The organism is Dyadobacter jiangsuensis, from assembly GCF_003014695.1.
GTDB lineage: Bacteria > Bacteroidota > Bacteroidia > Cytophagales > Spirosomataceae > Dyadobacter > Dyadobacter jiangsuensis.
In genome coordinates, this window is sequence record NZ_PYAS01000016.1 from 59,616 (window position 1) to 79,713 (window position 20,098).

At 49.5% G+C, this 20,098-nt stretch carries 9 protein-coding genes; all 9 read left to right on the forward strand.

The window, feature by feature from the left end; translation table 11 throughout:
* The first annotated feature begins 418 nt into the window (after positions 1–418).
* The 9 genes from CLV60_RS27640 (at position 419) to CLV60_RS27680 (ending at position 19,750) form a co-directional block, all read left to right on the forward strand.
* Complete coding sequence (locus CLV60_RS27640) at positions 419–3,652, forward strand: SusC/RagA family TonB-linked outer membrane protein (protein ID WP_310589404.1); 3,234 nt, start codon at positions 419–421, stop codon at positions 3,650–3,652.
* A gap of 11 nt (positions 3,653–3,663) precedes the next feature.
* Entirely contained in the window at positions 3,664–5,172 is a 1,509-nt protein-coding gene (locus CLV60_RS27645) for a RagB/SusD family nutrient uptake outer membrane protein (protein WP_106598643.1), read from the forward strand.
* A 319-nt stretch (positions 5,173–5,491) separates the two neighbouring features.
* The gene (locus CLV60_RS27650; protein WP_106598644.1) at positions 5,492–7,801 is read left to right on the forward strand and encodes a DUF1549 domain-containing protein; all 2,310 of its coding nucleotides are present in this window, start codon (positions 5,492–5,494) and stop codon (positions 7,799–7,801) included.
* 187 nt (positions 7,802–7,988) lie between these two features.
* Positions 7,989–9,416, forward strand: coding sequence for a DUF1501 domain-containing protein (locus CLV60_RS27655; RefSeq protein ID WP_106598645.1), 1,428 nt, complete (start codon positions 7,989–7,991; stop codon positions 9,414–9,416).
* A 546-nt stretch (positions 9,417–9,962) separates the two neighbouring features.
* A complete protein-coding gene (locus CLV60_RS27660) occupies positions 9,963–13,208 on the forward strand; it encodes a SusC/RagA family TonB-linked outer membrane protein (RefSeq protein ID WP_106598646.1) in 3,246 nt (1,081 codons plus the stop codon).
* A 39-nt stretch (positions 13,209–13,247) separates the two neighbouring features.
* Positions 13,248–14,759, forward strand: coding sequence for a RagB/SusD family nutrient uptake outer membrane protein (locus CLV60_RS27665; RefSeq protein WP_106598647.1), 1,512 nt, complete (start codon positions 13,248–13,250; stop codon positions 14,757–14,759).
* A 252-nt stretch (positions 14,760–15,011) separates the two neighbouring features.
* Entirely contained in the window at positions 15,012–17,708 is a 2,697-nt protein-coding gene (locus CLV60_RS27670) for a c-type cytochrome (protein ID WP_106598648.1), read from the forward strand.
* A gap of 284 nt (positions 17,709–17,992) precedes the next feature.
* On the forward strand, positions 17,993–18,850 hold the full coding sequence (locus tag CLV60_RS27675; RefSeq protein WP_229211153.1) for a hydroxypyruvate isomerase family protein: 858 nt from the start codon (positions 17,993–17,995) through the stop codon (positions 18,848–18,850).
* A gap of 24 nt (positions 18,851–18,874) precedes the next feature.
* A complete protein-coding gene (locus CLV60_RS27680; RefSeq protein ID WP_106598650.1) occupies positions 18,875–19,750 on the forward strand; it encodes a hydroxypyruvate isomerase family protein in 876 nt (291 codons plus the stop codon).
* The last annotated feature ends 348 nt before the right edge of the window (positions 19,751–20,098 follow it).

Consider the following 20,098-nt stretch of genomic DNA (forward strand, 5'->3'; position numbering starts at 1 on the left):
AAAACCTCCCCACAACTCGCGTGATGCGAGTGAGGCCCTCCGGCACCGATTATCGCCGGCTGACTCTTACATGTTTAAGGTGCTGTTAACTTTCTCATTAGCAAGCCAACAATAATTTAATTGTGTCCAACTCACAATTTTGGTAGTATACCGGACAGCACAGGATAGTATGGAATTCAAATACCGATACTATTGTAAAAATGATATAATTCAAATCATTTATTGTACATATCAAGCATAGTGTGTGATATGTACTTCAATGTCAAACATTTTGGCTCTCGCCGGTATGTTTGAATTTTATTATTCCGTTCCGGCCGCTCGGCCACCATGTTCCACCCCAAACAACTGCCTATGGAAAGATCCCAAGCTTGAAACCCATTTTACTTATTCAATCATTAACTATTCCAATCCTGAACGTATGAATCAATCTCGACAATTAAGATTCGATACCGGGCTGCGTCCGCTCCGAAAGCTGATGCTCGGCCAGGTATTGTTCGGCGTTGCAATTGCAGGCTTCTATCAAGCCCCGGCGACGGCAGCCCCCATGAAGGACCCGATTCTGGCGACCACCGACCGGTCGCTGGGTGGGAAAGTTACCGATGAAAACGGCGCCGGACTTCCGGGTGTAAGTATCATTGTGAAAGGCTCCAGTACCGGAACTGTAACAGATACCGAGGGCCGCTACAACATCAATGTTCCTGAAACAGGCAGCCCGGTTTTAGTTTTCTCTTTCGTCGGGTACGTACCAAAAGAGATTACAGTGGGAAATCAGACCTCTTTGGACATTCAATTAGCCGTGGATAACAAAGCATTGGAAGAAGTAGTCGTGGTGGGTTATGGTACCCAGCGCAAGCGCGACATTACTTCTGCTGTATCCGTCATTAGTATAGAAGACATTGGAGAGGTACCCAAATCCAACGTGACCCGCATGATCCAGGGACAAGCTCCCGGCGTCATCATTAAACAAAAGAGTGGTACGCCCGGCCAACAGTTTGAAGTAAAAGTACGCGGTATCAGCTCATTGGGTGCCGGTAGTGATCCACTCTATGTAATTGACGGTTTCCCGGTCGGTATTTCAGTCGGCCAAAACCTTAACCCCAACGATATTGAAACCATATCGGTGCTGAAAGATGCCGCTTCAACGGCAATTTATGGAGCACGGGGCTCGAACGGCGTAGTACTTATTACCACAAAGTCCGCGAAAGAGGGGAAAACGAATCTCAGCGTGTCCTTCGATTATGGTATTCAGAACGTGCCCGAATCGCGCAAAACGAAAGTGCTGAACGGACCCGACTTCGCACAGTTTCTGAAAGAAGTCTACATCGGCAGATATGTACTGAAAAATGGCGTGCAACCTACTGAGGAACAGATACCAGCCGATTTTCGAAAACCTTCCGAAACCCAGTACTCCACCAACTGGTTCGATCTGATATTGAACAACAATGCACCTTACAAGGACGCAAATGTTACTTTATCTTCGGGTAAAGGGCCTATCAAATCGGTCGTTTCTTTGGGCTACTACAAAGAGGATGGTGCGCTGCAATATACCGGGTACGACAGGGCTTCGGTGAGGACCAACCTTTTTGGTGATATCAACAAGTTCATATCAATGGGGATGAATGTCGCGGGAAGCTATTCCAAATCCAGCCTCGCCAGCACCGACGGCCGCAGTGCGTTGGTCGGTCTCTCGCTGATCAGCGATCCGCGGCGGCCGGCGTATGACGAAAAAGGCGAGCTGATCCCTTACCACATTGGGGTCGGTGACATATTCGGCTTCCCCAATCCATTGTATGTGCTCAAAAACGTCAAGCGGAATCGGAACATCGCGGATGTACTGGCTAACGGATATGTGGAGTTCAACATTCTTCCCGGATTGAAATTCCGCTCATCCGTGAATGCGAAAATCAATTATAATACCTATAAAGAATATGTTCCCTCGACTATCGGAAACGCCATCGCGACGCTTTCCAATGGTGCTCCGCCACGCATTGCCACCGAACGCGACGACTCGGAAGAGCTGAAAAACTTCGCTGCCGATCAATTACTTACGTACAACGTGAACCTGGGAGCGAACCATCACATCGATGCAATGGTGGGCTATTCGGCGCAGCAGGAGGTCGTGAAGGGCCTTTACGGCTCAGCTAACACGTTTCCGGACGACCTGACTCCCTACCTGGGTGTTGGTAGTATTCGGTCGTCCAACTCCATCGAAAGAAAGTGGACGATGATCGCCTACCTGGCAAGGCTGAACTATGCTTTCAAAGACAAATACCTGCTTTCCGCGAGCTTCCGCCGCGAGGGTAGCTCACGGTTTAGCGAAGGGCATCAGTTCGGCAATTTCCCTGCGGCATCCGTTGGCTGGCGTCTCTCCGAGGAACAGTTTATGCCCAAAGCGGCATGGCTGAATGATCTTAAATTGCGGGCTAGCTGGGGTATGACAGGTAACAACAGCTACAACGTCAGCGCCAACAACAACTTTGGTATCGGACAAAATGCAGGCGATGACGGCAACTATGCGAGCCTGGCTTTCCTAGGTTTGAACAATTACATATTCAACAATTCCCTGGCTTCCGGTAAAACGGTTACACGCTTCGCAAACCCTGAGCTGACATGGGAAAAATCGAATCAGACCGATATTGGTTTCGACCTTGCTACATTCGATAACCGGCTGGTTTTCACGTTTGAATATTACAAGAAAATTACAGACGACATGTTGCTTCCTTACAGCATTCCGGCGGTTTCGGGCTTTACCTCTACGCTCAAAAACCTGGGAAAAGTACAGAACAAAGGTATCGAGCTGGCTGTTAACTACCGTGTCCGCGTAGGGAAAGTTAACCTCAGAACCAATGCTAACATTACTTTCAATCGGAACAAAGTACTGGCAATACGCGGGCAGAACGACTTCTTGTTGTACGGAAGTCAATACGGAGGCTATAACATCCAGCAAGTCGGCCGGCCGATCGGGATGATCTTCGGCTACAAGAAAATCGGCATTTTCAACACCCAGAAGGAGATCAACGAATCGCCGGTACAAGAGGGTGCGGTGCCTGGTGCGATGAAGTTCGCAGATTTGCACGGAAACCCCGACGGAGGTCCTGACGGAATCGTATCCTACGACACGAAAGACATGACGGAAATCGGTAACCCGAACCCCAAATTCAACTGGGCATGGACAGTAGGAGGAGATTATAAGGCATTCGATTTCAATATCTTGCTGATGGGCGCCTACAAGTTCGACGTTTACCGCAACATCGAAGCCTCGACCATGAATATGGATGGGGTATTCAACGTGCTCGAAAAAGCGAAGGACCGCTGGCGTTCGCCCGAAAACCCCGGGCCAAACCCCAACGATAAGCATTCACAAGGCGGAACGGATTACTTCAAATGGTCGCGCGAGAGTAGTGATCGTTATGTTTACGATGGCACGCATACCTGGATCAAAAACATCACGATCGGCTATACTTTCCCGAAAGTGAAAGGAGTGCTTTCCGACGCAAGGGTATTTATCAATGCAGCAAACCTGCTGATTATCACCAAGTATCCCGGCAACAACCCGGATGCAGGCGTGCGAGGCGGAACGGAGCTCAACAACGATGACGAATCGTACCCTGTTCCAAGAACCTTTTCGGCTGGTATCAAGATCAACTTCTAAATCGCATCAAGATGAATAGAATAACAGCAGCAGGGCTTATGCTCCTCGCAACGCTCGCGTCTTCGTGCAGCGAAGACTTTCTCAACCAGTCGGATCCGACGAAGGTAGGGGTGAATTTGTTTTACAAAAATGAAGACCAGGTAAAACAGGCATTGAACGGCGTGTACGGCGGTGTACAGACGCTGACAAACACCGGGTATTTGTTCGGAGAGTTCCAGACGGACAACACCACTGTGGACCTCAACCCCGCAGATCGCGGTGGTGCGGGAAGCTGGGAAGCATTCGAATTCGGGACCGTCAACTCCGGCAACGGGGAGATCGCTAACCTCTGGAACGGGTATTACGCCACTTTGTACAACTGCAACCTGACCCTGGAAAAGATGGTGGATGCGACGATGAGCGAAACCGGCAGAAAGGAAGTGCAAGCGCAGCTGAAATTCCTTCGGGGCTACATGTATTTCAATATGGTACAGTACTTTGGCGGCGTGATCATCGTCACCTCCACACTGTCTGTTCCGGATCCCGCATTCGATCTGGTAAGGTCGACGGAAGCGGAAACCTGGGCGCAAATCGAGAAGGATTTGAAAGATGCCGCCGCAGGATTGCCTGAGAAATATACCGCCGCTGCGGACAAAGGTCGTGCGACCAAAGGTGCGGCGCTGAGCTTACTCGGCAAGGCGTATCTGACGCAAAAGAAATACGCCGATGCCCTGGCAACACTGAAAGAAGTAACGAAGCTTGGCTATGCACTGAATGCGAATTATGCCGACAATTTTGACCCCGCGCCCGCCAAGAAAAACGGTATTGAATCTATCTTCGAGATTCAGTATCAGGGGGATAACGACCTCGGCGAGTGGAGCAACTTTCAGTATGTTTTTGCACCGCGGATTTCAAAAGGAGCGGTAACCGGCTATGCGGCAGGTGCAAACGGCGGGCGGAACGTGCCTACCAACGACATTATGGCGGCCTATGAAAAAGGGGATCTCCGGAAAGACATTTCCCTGAAAACCAGCTTCACGCTGGATGGAAAAGTGTATCCGGTGCCATACGTATCGAAATACAACTACCCGCATACGATCGTGAGCCGTACTAACACCAACTGGCCGGTACTGCGCTATGCCGATGTCCTACTGATGTTGGCAGAAGCGACTAACGAGCAGTCCGGGCCGACCGCAGAAGCGCTGGGCTATCTGAACCAAGTCCGGAAACGTGCGGGACTCGAAGAACTCGCCATTGCAGATAAGGCGGCGTTCAGGACAGCAGTTTTGAAAGAGAGGAGATTGGAACTGGCATTTGAAAACCACCGCTGGTTTGATTTGAAAAGGACCAAAACACCGGCTGAATGGGCGGCATTCATGAATGCGCACGGTGCGCAGGAGCGTGCGAAACCGACTGTCGACCGGGGCAATGTGCCATTTAACTCGACGGACTACGTCTACACCGAGAATGAGTACGTTCTCCCTCTGCCGGCACCACAGATCCTGATCAACGCTAAGCTGATCCAAAACCCGGGTTATTGATCCGTGTGAGCGATTTGAACATACAGGAGAGACATTCCATATGCCTCTCCTGTTAAATTTTATAACTAATCCATGAAAAATCTCGTTATAATTCTAATAGCCAATGCAGTAGCTCAATCACTATTTATATAAACCTTTTTAGAAAATCATGAATATTTATTATTCATAACAAGACAGCACAGGATACTATTCACTTCGCTGCATTTTAGTATTGTATGATTGCGGAATACCGCCGCAGGTATTCCTGAACCACTAACCCCTTGAACTTGTGTTACTCCAAGCAACCGAAACTTTCTGGCTTTGGCAATTTTTAGGACGATTGCACCCCTTACTGGTCCATTTCCCCATTGGACTTCTCTGCATTGCATTGCTTTTTGAACTCATCGACTGGAAGCACAAATCGACCGTCCTGCGCGATGGCACGCGCATTATCACATGGGTGAGCGCGGGAAGCGCAGTGCTGGCCGTAGTGTTCGGCCTGCTACTCGCCGGCTCCGAAGATTCCAGCGGTACCAATCTCGAAATCCACCGCTGGGCTGGAATCGCCACAATGGTGCTTTCCCTCGTTACGGTATTTACTTTGCGTTCCGGCAACAGGAGCCTGTTCCGTGGGCTGTTGCTCACCACCGTATTCGGCGTTTCATTTGCAGGCCATTACGGCGCTATGCTTACCCACGGTGAAGATTATCTCACCAGCGTACTGCCCGGCGCCGACAAAACGGTGGAGCCGGAAGGAGAAACCGAAGCCGATTTCGTGCTGACCAACAATGGTGCATTAACCCCGGAACAAATACAGAATCTCAATGTGGAAGTCAGGACGATCCTGGCACACAACTGTTATAGCTGTCACGGCGAAGCCAAAATGAAAGGCGAGCTGCGGCTCGATAGCAAAGACGCCATTATGAAAGGCGGCGAGCACGGCGTGGTAGTTGTTCCGAATCATCCCGACAAAAGTGAGCTAATCCGCCGTATTTCATTGCCCAAAGGCCACAAGGAAGCGATGCCCACCAAAGGCAAGCGCCTGACGGAGAAGGAAGTAAAACTACTCCAATTCTGGATTGAAAAAGGTGCTCCTTGGCCCGATGGCAAAGAAAAAAGCATTTACCGTGTGGCAGATCTTGCGCCGCGTACGCCGCAGGTACCCGCCGCTACGACCGAGCTCAACAAGCCTGTGGATCTTTTTGTAAATGCATATTTCCAAAAGAATAAGGGCAGCTGGAAACCGGTAGTCGACGACCGCACTTACATTCGACGTGTTTATCTCGACATTATCGGACTGCTTCCAGCCCCGGAAAAGGTGGATGCGTTTGTAGCGGATACCCGCCCCGACAAGCGTGAATTACTTGCCAAAGAGCTCTTGTCCCAAAACGACGCCTATGCCCAGCACTGGATGACATTCTGGAACGACGCACTCCGGAACGATTACGACGGAACCGGCTACATTACCGGCGGGCGCTTCGGTATTTCGAAATGGCTTTACGCGAGTTTGCTGGATAATAAGCCCTACAACTGGTTCGTGAAAGAGCTGATCAGCCCCAATAAGGAATCCGAAGGCTTTATTAAAGGTATCAAATGGCGCGGGACGATCAATTCCAGCCAGCGCACCGAAATGCAGGCGGCCCAGAATGTAGCCCAGGTATTTTTGGGTTTAAACCTGAAATGTGCGTCCTGTCACGATAGCTTCATCAGCGATTGGAAACTGGCCGACGCTTATGCATTTGCCAATATCTTTGCGGACACCCTGCTTGAAATCAACCGCTGCGACAAGCCTACGGGCAAAATCGCGGGAACCCGCATGCTCTACCCGGAATTGGGTGAAATCGAAGTGAATGCAAGTACTGAAAAACGCCTCCGCCAGCTGGCCGACTTCCTGGTGCAGCCGAAAGACGGAAGATTGTATCGCACGCTCGTAAACCGCGTGTGGGCGCAGCTAATGGGCCGCGGCATTGTTGAGCCTGTGGATGCCATGGATAATTTGCCTTGGAGCCAGGACTTGCTCGACTGGCTGGCGTCCGACTTTGTGACCAATGGCTATGATGTCAAAAAGCTCATCTACACGATCGTCACCTCGAAGACCTACCAACTGCCGTCGACGTCGGTGAAAGACGCGGGCGATATGATGGCGAACGATTTCAAGTTTACCGGCATGGTACGCAGAAGGCTTACCGCCGAACAGTTCGCCGACGCGATCAGCACGAGCTTTACGCCCATGTATGCCGACACCGCACTTGCATTGAAGAAGCTTCCGGAAGATATCCAGTCTCGGTTGCCATTCCCACGCGCGGCGTTTGTAAAGAATGACCCTTTCCTTACTTCGCTCGGGCGCCCGAACCGCGAGACGGTGAGTACCGGCCGTACTTCCCAGGCCAACCTGCTCCAAGCATTGGAACTTACGAACGGCTCGAAATTCACGGAAACCCTCAAAGCCGGATCGAAGGTATGGAAGTCGCAATACCCGACATCGGACTCGCTCGTGACCGCACTTTACCGAAAGGCATTAGGCCGTTCCCCGGTGCCGAAGGAGCTTGCGGCAGCGAAAAAAATCCTCGGCCCAACGCCGAGCGAAGAAGGTATCCAAGACCTTGTCTGGGCGATTGCGCTGGTACCCGAGTTTCAGTTGATATATTAAATGTATAATACAAATAATCCGTATTTAAAATATCAAATGAATAGCACTTTAAATACAGTACAAACATTTATAATGTATATAAAGAATGAAATTTTCAGTATTAATTATAAATATTAAAAGTATTTAAAGTATAAAATGCAAATAATATCAAACTCTTGACATACAATCATTTAAAATAAAATAAGAAATGAATATCCAATGGAATAGGAGGGAGTTTCTGCAACGGGCCAGCGCCGCTACGATGGCTGCTTTGGCAGCGGGAGCACCCATATCAAACCTGCTTACCTCATGCCGGGGCAAGGCAGGAGCCAATTCTTCGGCGGACACGGTGATACTTTTATGGATGGCAGGCGGCATGGCGCACACCGAAACTTTCGACCCGAAAGCCTATACGCCGTTCGAAAAAGACATGGAAGGCAACCGCGTTTTGAGCACATTCAAATCATTCCCCACCAAGCTCGACGGCATCCATTTCTCGGATGGTTTGCAATCGATAGGGCAGGTGATGGACAAAGGAACGCTGATCCGTTCGTACGTCGCGGCCGACATGGGACACATCCTTCATTCGCGTCATCAGTACCATTGGCACACCTGCTATGAGCCACCGCAAACCGTGGCCGCACCGCACATGGGTTCCTGGATCGCGAAGGAGCTCGGACCGAAAAATCCGGTCATCCCGGCGTTCATCGACATTGGTCAGCGATTCACGGTAGGTGAGGCGGAAGAGCTCAAAGCATTCCACACAGCTGGCTTTCTCGGCAACGAGTTCGGGCCGTTCTTCATTCCCGACCCCAGCCAGGGCCTCGAAAGTGTGCGGCCGCCCGTGGGCATGGACGCGAAGCGATTCGAACGCCGGAACCAGTTGTACAATGAGCTCATCAATAACAGTCCGGTAGGAGAGTTCGGCAGCGATTACCAGCGTGAGTCGCTGAAACGATCCATGGAACAAGCCTATGCATTGCTCAATTCACCGGAATCGAAAGCGTTCGACCTCAGTACCGAGCCTAAGAAGAGCTACGACATTTACAATACCGGCCGCTTCGGGCTCGGTTGCCTGCTCGCCCGCCGGCTCACTGAACAGGGTGCACGCTTCATCAGTGTCACCACTGAGTACGAGCCATTCAAAGGTTGGGATACGCATGAAAATGGGCACACCCGCTTGCAGGATATGAAGAAACAAATCGACGGGCCGATTGCCCAGCTCATTAAAGACCTTGATGAGAAAGGCCTGCTCGATCGTACGATGGTCGTGTTGGCGAGCGAGTTCAGCCGCGATATGATGGTGGAAGGGCGTCCTGACGCCAAAGTGAAAGAGCAGGTTGCCCAGCCCGACATTCTTTCGGATCTCAAATTCTACGGCATGCACCGCCATTTCACCGACGGTTGCTCAATGCTCATGTTCGGCGGCGGTATCAAAAAAGGGTTTGTCTACGGCAAGACTGCCGATGAACGCCCCTGCAAGACCATTGAAAATCCTGTTAAGATCGACGGCATCCACCAAACGATCTACCACGCATTAGGTATTCCGCCGGATACCCAGTACGAAATCGAAAAGCGGCCGTTTTATACAACACCTGATGGAAAAGGCCTCGCGGTGAAAGAGCTGCTCATTTGATTTTACCTACTTGATCCGCCGGAACATGCTGATAGCCAGCTTTCCGGCGGACATATTTCTTACTACCTCACCTGCCTCGTATCCTATATTGAAGACCATCGCCTTACCGCGAACGGACGGCATTCCTTTGCCATATATAAGATATATCCAAAAAACTCATGTTAATGAAATATTAATCAAAACCAGACAGAGCAGGACAGTCTGTTCTGGCAATCGTTCTACTATTGCATAAATGTTACTTTAAGCATGAATAATTGTCTTTTATGCGTCACAAAGACATTTATTTCTTAAAGTATTTCAAAATCTTCATCAACGATAGATCTGCCAGCTTCCAGGCCTGTTTACACGCAGGGAAGCCATCCGTTTCGTGATCAGACAACACCGTTTTTTTACATACCTGAACGCTGTTTTTCCCCAATCCCGACAATTATTCACTTAAACCGATGACTATGAGAATACAAAGCTTAACCGATTAACCCCGCTACCCGGGCGTTTCAGACAATGCTCCGGGGCCTCTGCTAATTACTAAATCTAAAAATGAAGCTTATGAATCAATTTCGACAATCCCTTTATGGTGCCCGATTGAATTCGATCCTGAAACTTTCGGTGGGCCAGGCGCTCATTGGAGTTGCTTGCGGATTCAACGCGATGGCCGATAATAGTTTGAATCTTAACCCGCTGGTGGTAAGTAGCAACATCACCGCCGACCGGACAATCAAGGGAAGGGTTACCGACGACACCGGTGAAAAACTACCGGGTGTGAGTGTGGTACTTAAAGGCACTACCATTGGAACCGTATCCGACGCGGAAGGCGTGTACTCCATCAATGTCCCTGACAGAGGCGGTGTCCTCATTTTCTCTTCCGTAGGTTTCCTTACGCAGGAAGTACCTCTGGGGGCAGCGTCTACGGTGGATATTAAACTTGCCACCGATGCCAAAGCACTTACCGAAGTGGTGGTAGTGGGCTACGGTAGCCAGTTGAAAAAAGAAATTACCGGTGCGGTCCAAACCGTAAAAAGTGAGGAGCTGAAAGATATTCCGGTATCGCAGGTTACTCAAAAACTGCAAGGACGCCTTGCCGGTGTGCAGATCAACCAGACCACCGGTAAGCCGGGGCAAGGGATGTCGGTACGTATCCGCGGCCAGGTATCGGTAACAGCCGGTAGCGATCCGCTTTATGTAATCGATGGCTTCCCGATCACCGGTACCATCGGCCAGATGAACCCGGATGAAATAGAGGACATTACCATTCTGAAAGATGCTGCTTCGACTTCACTTTACGGTTCGCGGGCAGCTAATGGTGTGGTACTGATTACTACCAAACGGGGAACACCCGGCAAGATGTCTGTGAGCGTCAACGCTTATGCAGGTATTCAGAAGGTGCCAATGAGAGGACGCATCAAAATGCTGAATGCCGAAGAATTCGCACAATTCAAGAAGGAGATGTATGAGGATGAAAACAAAACGGTACCAAAGGAATTTGAACATCCGGAGGATTACCGCGGCAAAAACAACGACTGGTACGATGCATTGCTTCGTACTGCGCCCATCCAGAGCTACAACCTGACGGTAAGCTCCAACAAAGAGAATATGCGTACATCGCTCGTAGCGGGTGTATTCAATCAGAAAGGGGTAGTGCTTAACAACAATTACAAGCGCTACTCTCTGCGGATGAATACCGAATATGATATTTCGAGCAAAGTAAAAATCGGTTTCAATGTAGCCCCTCAGTTCGTTTACGACAATACCCCGAGAACGGATGGTGACCGCGGTACGGGCGTTCTTTTTAATGCATTGCACACATGGCCGGTTATGCCTATACGCGATGCAAATGGAGAACTTACGAAATTCAACCGCTTTCCTGATGCTACGGGTAATATCTTCGCCTACCCGAACTGGGTGCGTGCAGCGAACGAGCTTACCAATGAAACGAAGATCAACAAATTGCTGGGTAACACATACCTTCAGTACTCGCCAATTAAGGGCCTGACACTGAAATCGACGTTGAATGTTGAGATGGAGAGTAACAAGTTCTTCTTCTTCAACCCATCGACAGCTACCAGCAATATCAACGTTGCGATTCCGACGACAGCTGTTTCGATCCGTCAGAACTATCAGAACTTTTCATGGTTGAATGAAAACCTTGCAACATACAACCATAGCTTCAACGAAAAGCACAATTTTGAGTTGCTGGGTGGGGTTACGCTTCAAAGATTCCGTCAGGAATTTGACCGTATTACAGCCAACACTTACACGGACGACCGCCTTCCGACTATCCAGGGTGCGATCAACATCGACCGTGGGGGCTCCTTCAACGTAAATGGTATTTCCGGTTCCAACACATTCAATGGGGCCAATGAGTGGGCATTGATGTCTTACATTTCACGTTTGACCTATAACTACAAAGGTAAATACCTGTTTACGGCTGCGTTACGTGCCGATGGTTCTTCCCGTTTCGGTGCTGATAACCGTTGGGGTACTTTCCCCTCGGCATCCGTTGGCTGGGTTGTTTCGGATGAAAATTTCATGCAGACGATGCCAAAAGTATCTTTTGCAAAACTCCGCGCCAGTTTCGGTGTGATCGGTAACAACAACATCGGTAACTACACCCAATACGGTCTGGTTAGCAACACGATCAACATCGTCAACGGTTCGAATGTGGCAACAGGTGCAGCGGTTACTTCACTTGCTAACCGTAATCTGGGCTGGGAAACAACCAAGCAATTCGACGCAGGTCTGGACCTTGGTATGTTTAACGACCGTATCCAGTTGGTTTACGATTTCTACACAAAACGTACCACGAACCTGCTTTACGCAGTTCAGGTTCCACAGGAGTCTGGTTTTTCCAACTACAATGATAACATCGGAGAGATCAAATTCTGGGGACACGAGTTCGGCCTGACTACCCGCAACCTTGTAGGCAAACTCAAATGGACAACCAATGCCAACATTTCGTTTAACCGGAATAAGGTAATGGAATTGGCTCCCGGTATCGACCGTGTGTATGGTACATTCCATATTACGCAGGTGGGTCAGCCGTTCGGTCAATTCTACGGTCTGGTTAAGGAAGGTTTCTACATGAGTCAGGAAGAACTGGCCAATTCGCCAATCATCCCGGGTCGATCGGCTATCGGTACCATTAAGTACAAGGATATCAATGGCGATAAGCTGATCACCAACGGCGGTGACAATGATGACCGTACAATTATCGGCAGCCCCTTCCCGAAATTTACTTATGGTATCACGAACAACCTCAGCTACGGCAATTGGGATTTTTCAATCGTTGGCTCCGGTTCACAGGGTAATCAGCTTTGGGTACGCCATTTGTACAGCACAGCCAACCTCGATGGGGTATTCAATATGGTAGCAGGAGCTAAAGACCGGTTCCGTGTGAAAAACGGTCCGAATCCTGTAACGGGTAAACCCGAAGCGCAGACTGTGATAACCCCCGGTAAAGGTATGTATGGCGCTACGAACAATGGCGGTACTTACACCGGTGTGGAACGTGACTGGAACAGTTCGCACTTCCTCGCTAATGCTTCTTACTTTACGATCAAGAACATTACGCTGGGATACAACGTGGGCGGAATCAACAAGTTCTTCAAGTCGGCCCGCCTTTATGCCAGCGTTCAGCAAGTATATGTTTTTACAAAATATTGGGGTGGACCTAACCCGGAAACCAGCGCGCAAGGCGATGGACAGGGTGATGGTGGCAACCTGAGCCAAGGTGTGGATTTGTCCAACTATCCTGTTCCACGTACGTGGACGGTGGGTGTGAACCTGAACTTCTAGCCCTAGCTTGTAAAACATCTCATCTTAATTCCGATAGAAATGAAAACAAAATATATAGCGGCCTGGATTCTGGCAGCAGGTTTGGTGACCGGATGTGGGGATAAATTCCTGACAGTCAACCCGGAAACTGCATTGACTTCCAATAATTTTTTCACCTCCGAGAGTGATTTCAAACAAGCCGTCAACGCGGCATACGAGCCCTTCCGTCAGATGTATAACGAACGAGCCTGGGTTTTAGAAGAAATGCACTCGGACAATACGTATTACGCCCGGAACACGCTCTACGGCGCTGTGGACCCGACAGAAAACGTAGCCGATTTCGCGGTACCTACTGCAAATGGCGTAACAGCTAACGACAACGTGCTGGTACAATACCGCCTGAATTTCAGGGTTATTGCGCGCGCCAACCAGATCCTGGCATTGATAGACGGCGTCGATTTTGACGCTGCTTCCAAAGCCAATCTCAAAGGCCAGGCATTGTTCCTGCGTGCATTCTGCTATTTTGATCTCGTTCGCCTCTTTGGTAAAGTTCCAATGCACCTTGTTCCGGTTACTGGCCGTGATGATGCTCCGCTGCCTTTGTCCACTACCGAAGATCTCTACGCACAGATCGAAAAGGATGCGAAGGAAGCTGCTGCGGGACTTTTGGATAAGGCAACCCAGGAGGCAGGACGCGTTACTTCGGGAACTGCTAAAATGTTGCTGGCCAATCTTTATATTACCCAAAAGAAATGGCCTCAGGCTGAGACATTGCTGAAAGAAATCGTATCCGGCGGTCAGTACACATTGATGCCTGATTACAACGATGCATTCTCGACAACCAGCGGCAACAAGAACAATAAGGAGTCGCTCTTCGAGATCCAGTATATGGAGGGATCGGCAGGGTACAACGGCAACCAGATCTACCGTTTCATTCCTTCACCGATCACAGCGCAGGAGATTGCACCCATTACCGGAACATCCAACCCGCAGGGCACATCCCAGGAAAGTAACAACATTCCGACGCCTGACATCATCGCTGCATATGAAACCGGTGACAAAAGAAAGGATATTTCCATCGGCTACGTGACATTGAGCGGAAGCCGGGTTACCAACAAGACGTATCCTTACATTAAAAAGTACGCCCGGACGCATTCGCTGCACAATAACACGGGTCAGAACTGGCCTGTATACCGTTATGCAGAAACATTGCTTTTCCTTGCCGAAGCTCTGAACGAACAGGGTAAACCTGCCGATGCTGCTACCTACCTGAACCAGGTACGCACGCGCGCCGGACTGGCGGCTACGAAGGCTGCGTCGCAGGCGGATATGCGCGAGGCTATCTTCAAGGAAAGAAGGGTAGAGCTGGCTTTCGAAAACAAGCGCTGGTTCGACCTTACCCGCACGGGACGCGTGAAAGAGATTATCGGAGCCTACGGGGCCAGAGTGAAAGCAAATCCGCAAGCTTACTACTTCCCGTCCGACGCCGTTCCGCCAAGCAATGCATTCACGGTTCTGGACGACTACTACGGTCTTCCTGCTGTTGAAGCTGCATTGACGCCACATTTCTGATGGATGTAAAAGAATGAAAAAAGTGCAGCAGGCGCGAGCTCGCTGCACTTTTTCCATTATATACATACTTATCAGCCCGATACCCCACAGAACAGGATAGTAGCGTGGATGTTTCAATCTAATATTGCAATATCAGATTATTTAAAGTTTTAGTTTGCTTTATTTAAGACGAAACAAATTACGTCAATCAGACACATCCCGGCGCTTCATCCTTTTTTATCAATCATATTTACTTAAACTCTGAGCTGTAAAATGTACACAAAAAAACAATGGTTAAAACTTCCGATGACGCTCGCGGTACTGCTCGCCGTAGGGGTCTTCTGTGGAGTGATGCTAAGTAACCGAACTGCCAAGCACCGTCCTCCCGGCTCAAAGGTCGACAAACTGAAACTCCCGGAAGGCTTCAAGGCCGATCATTTATACAGTGTTTCGGAAGAGAAGAACGGCTCCTGGGTGTCCATGACGTTCGACAACAAGGGAAGAATGATTACTTCCGACCAATACGGCGGACTGTACCGTCTGGTACTGCCGGCGATCGGCTCTACCGATAAACCTCAGGTTGAAGTCCTTAAAATAGAAGGAGATACCGCGAAAGTGGCGATGGGCTATGCCCACGGCTTGCTCTACGCATTCAATAGCCTTTACGTGATGATCAACAACCGGTCGAACGCACGCTTCCCGAAAGGCAGCGGTTTGTACCGTTTGCAGGATACCGACAACAATGATCAATACGATAAGATCACGCTCATCAAACCGCTGACAGGCGAAGGCGAGCACGGACCGCACAGCATTGTGATGGCTCCGGATCAGAAATCGCTTTTTGTAGTAGCCGGTAACTTCACCGACCTGCCCAAAATGGATATCTACCGTTTGATGCCGAATTGGAAAAACGATAACCTTTTCCCGTTCATCAAGGATCCGCGCGGCCACGCAACTGACCGCCATGCACCGGGCGGCTGGATTGCCCATACCGATCCGGAAGGGAAAAACTGGGAATTGTACACAGCCGGTTTCCGCAACCCGTATGATATCGCATTCAACGAAGCAGGCGATCTTTTCGCCTATGACTCGGATATGGAATGGGACTTCGGAACACCCTGGTATCGTCCTACACGTGTTTGCCATGCGGTAAGCGGTGGCGAATTCGGTTGGAGAACAGGTTCTGCCAACACGTCGCCTGCATTTGCCGATTTCCTTTCACCGGTGATGAATATCGGGCAGGGATCTCCAACGAACCTGATTTACCTGAAAGACGCCCGCTTCCCTGCGAAGTACAAAAACACTTTGCTCGCATTCGACTGGAGCTTTGGTATTGTCCACGGTTTGCACCTGAAACCGAGCGGTTCTACTTACACTGCTGATCACGAAGAGTTCCTTTCAGGAGCACCGCTTCCGTTGACCGACGGTGCAATCGGCCCTGACGGTGCGCTGTACTTCCTGACTGGGGGGCGTCGTTTGGAATCGGACCTTTACCGCGTGTATTATGGTGATTACAAAAACATTGCACCAGGATCGAATGCGGTTACGCCAGTGATTACACCTGAGCACAAGCAACGTACAGCTATCGAAGAATACCATGTAAAGAAAGATCCGAAAGCGATCGAGCAGGCCTGGCCGTTGCTGAAAAGCCCGGATCGTTTCCTTCGTTATGCCGGTCGTTTGGCCATCGAACACCAGCCTGTGAGCCAGTGGGAAGCTAAGGTTTATGCAGAGAAGGATCCTCAGTCGATCATTTATGCGGCTATTGCATTGGGTCGCCAGGGGGATTCTACAAAAGTAGGAGGGCCGCTCTTGAAAAAACTGACGACTATCGATTACGCGAAACTTGACGACCTGAACAAACAAGCGCTTTTGCGTGCTGTGGAAGTAATCCTCTACCGCACTGGTCAGCCTGACGCCGCTACGAAAGCTGCTTTGGTTGCTTACCTGAACCCAAAATATCCGTCTGCTAACGCATTGCAGAACAGATTCTTGGCGAAAATCCTCGTAACTATCGAGGCTCCGAAAGTGGTTGAAAAAACTCTGGCGCTCATTGCGAAAAACGAGAAGTTCGATGACAAGGACAATGAAATGGTAACCGCTTCGGCCGACCTGATCCTGCGTAACCCGCAATATGGTCTCGACCTGGCCGGTCTCCTGGAAAAGATGCCGCCGCAGCAACAGACTTTCTACGCGATCATGTTGAGCAGCGCTAAAACCGGCTGGACACCCGCTTCACGCGAGGAGTATTTCAAATGGTTCCATAAGGCATTCAGCTACCAGGGCGGACGCAGCTACATCGGCTTCATTGACAAGGCTCGTCAGCTCGCATTGAAACACGTACCAAGCGACAAAGTGGCTTATTACAACAAATTGTCTGGATCTGAGCTACTTACAGGAACAGGAAACGACCTGGTGAAGCTCTACACCCCGAAAGGACCAGGCCGTGGATGGAAAGTAGATCAGGCTGTTGAACTCGTAAAAGACAGTCTCGCTAACCGTGACTTCGAACGCGGCAAGCAAATTTTCTCCGCTGTGCTTTGTAGCCGGTGCCACACAATCCAGGGCGAAGGCGCTGACGTTGGTCCTGAGCTGACTCAGTTGGGAACCCGCTTCTCAGTAAAAGATATGCTCGAAGCGATTATCGAACCGGACAAAGCGGTATCTGACCAATATGCTTCGATCTCGTTCCAGATGAAAGACGGACAGTCGATCGTTGGCCGTGAGGTAAACCAGGATGCCAACTTTTATTATGTGTCACAAAACCCGTTCGATCCGAAAACAATCCGGAAAGTGGCCAAGAAGGATGTGGTGTCCAGCAAAATCTCTCCGGTATCCATCATGCTCCCAGGCCTGATCAACGGTTTGAACCCGAACGAACTGAGAGACTTGGTGGCTTATCTGATGGCTGGCGGTAACAAAAATAACCCGATCTATTCCGAATCCGGCGCGCCGAAAAGCGGAAAATAGATCAAACGATTTTTTGAGTAGATTATAATTAATTAAGCTTAAGATAGTGGTGCTGCGTGTTGATCCTGATGCTTTCAAAGCAAAAATGGATCCGGTAGCATCACTACTTTTTTTGTGGATACGGCAACGGGAAATAGAGGCAAAAGTAAAACGTATATAACAAAGCGTTCAAAGCGTGAAAAAGGGTAGGGGCTATGGCCCAAAGCAATAATTAACTTATATTATATCAGATAGTTAACTAATAAATGAAGTCACTTTCAAATCGAAGAAAAGCGCTTAAAAACATGGCTGCCGCAGCTGGGTTGGGCACGTTTTCGAGCGAGCTCGCTCAGGCATTTGCTGCGTCGGAAAAAGCGCTTGGGCCGCAGCTCAACGGCAAGATTAATCACTCCGTATGCAAATGGTGTTATAGTAAAATTCCACTGGAGACGTTCGCGCAGGAATGTAAGAAGATCGGGCTGACCTCTATCGAGTTGCTTGGTCCGGAGGAATGGCCGGTGATCAAAAAGTACGGGCTTACTTGTGCATTACCCTGGGGCGAAGGACTGACCCGCAGCATTGATAAGGGGTTCAACGACCCGAAAAACCACGAAGAGCTGATCAAAGGATTTGAAGATGTGATCCCGAAAGTGCGCGCGGCGGGTTACGACAAGATTATCTGCTTCTCCGGTAATCGCCGCGGAATGTCGGATTATGACGGCATCCGAAACTGCGCCGAAGGTATCCGCAAATTGATCCCGACTTGTGAAAAGTATAATGTGACGTTGGTGATGGAGCTTTTGAACAGTAAAGTCAATCACAAAGATTATATGTGCGACCGGACGGAGTGGGGTGCAGCCCTGTGCGAAGCGGTTGGTTCTGAGAAGTTTAAGCTACTCTACGATATCTACCACATGCAGATACAGGAAGGTGACGTGATCGCGACGATCAAAAAATACCACAAGTACATTGCGCACTATCACACGGGCGGCGTGCCGGGCCGTCATGAGATCGACGAAACCCAGGAACTTTATTATCCATCGATTATGAAAGCCATTGTAGAAACCGGCTACAAGGGATTCGTAGGGCAGGAGTTCGTGCCTAGCCGCGGCGACGATCTGGCTTCATTGAAGCAGGGGGTTACCATTTGCGATATTGCTTAGTACTGATATTCAATACTTTAGATTATGTCAACCAGAAGAAACGCAATAAAAAATATAGCCGCAGGAACCGCCGCAGCCGGAGTGATGTCCATTTCGGAAGTTTTTGCAAAAACGGAATCCGTACTCGGTACTAAACTCAATGGTAAGATCAATCACTCGGTGTGTAAATGGTGTTACGGAAAAATTCCGCTCGACACGTTCGCACAGGAATGTAAGAAAATCGGTATCACTTCCATTGAACTCCTTGGACCAGAAGACTGGCCGACATTAAAAAAGTACGGACTCACGTGCGCGCTGCCTAACGGCGCAGGAATGGGAATCGAAAAAGGCTTCAACGATCTGGCGCTGCACGACGAGCTCGTCAAAAGTTACGAGGACCTTTTTCCAAAACTGAAAGAAGCCGGCTACAAAACGGTCATCTGCTTTTCCGGTAACCGTCGCGGGATGTCCGACTATGACGGTATGCGGAACTGTGCCATCGGTCTGCGCCGTCTGATGCCATCCGCTGAAAAGTACGGTATTACGATGATCATGGAATTGCTCAACAGCAAAGTCAATCACCGTGACTACATGTGTGATCATACCGCCTGGGGCGCCGGACTTTGCGAGATGGTGGGTTCCGAAAATTTCAAATTGCTTTACGACATTTACCACATGTCGATCATGGAAGGCGACGTGATCGCGACCATTAAGCAATACCACAAATACATCGGCCATTACCACACCGGCGGAGTCCCGGGCCGCAACGAAATCGACGAAGGTCAGGAGTTGTATTACCCTGCGATCATGAAAGCGATTGTTGAAACCGGGTACAAAGGATTTGTCGCGCAGGAATTCATTCCAAAGCGCGAGCCGTTGGCTTCTTTGGCTGAATGTGTAAAGATTTGTGATATAGTCTGATCTGAAACCGGGATACTTTCAAGGTTTTCTCTGATAAATTGCCTGAAAATGCTGTTTGAAACGCTGGAAAAGCTCTCAAACAGCTATTTTCAGGCAATTTTGCATTTTATCATCCTGTTTTTTAAGCGTCGAAAAACCCGGAAAGAAATCTCAATTTCAGCCAGTTAGCACCGAAAACAAACCGAATTAAAGCGCCTGAGATTTCAACAAAAATTCCAACCCGATATCCAGGCCAGGCTATCAAAACCTCGTCGCGATCGAAAACGTTGACCGTAGGTTGCAAGGCTAGTGCGTGGTTGCGAAGCCAAATGGGTCGCTGGTAATTCACTGTTGCGTTGTTATATAATT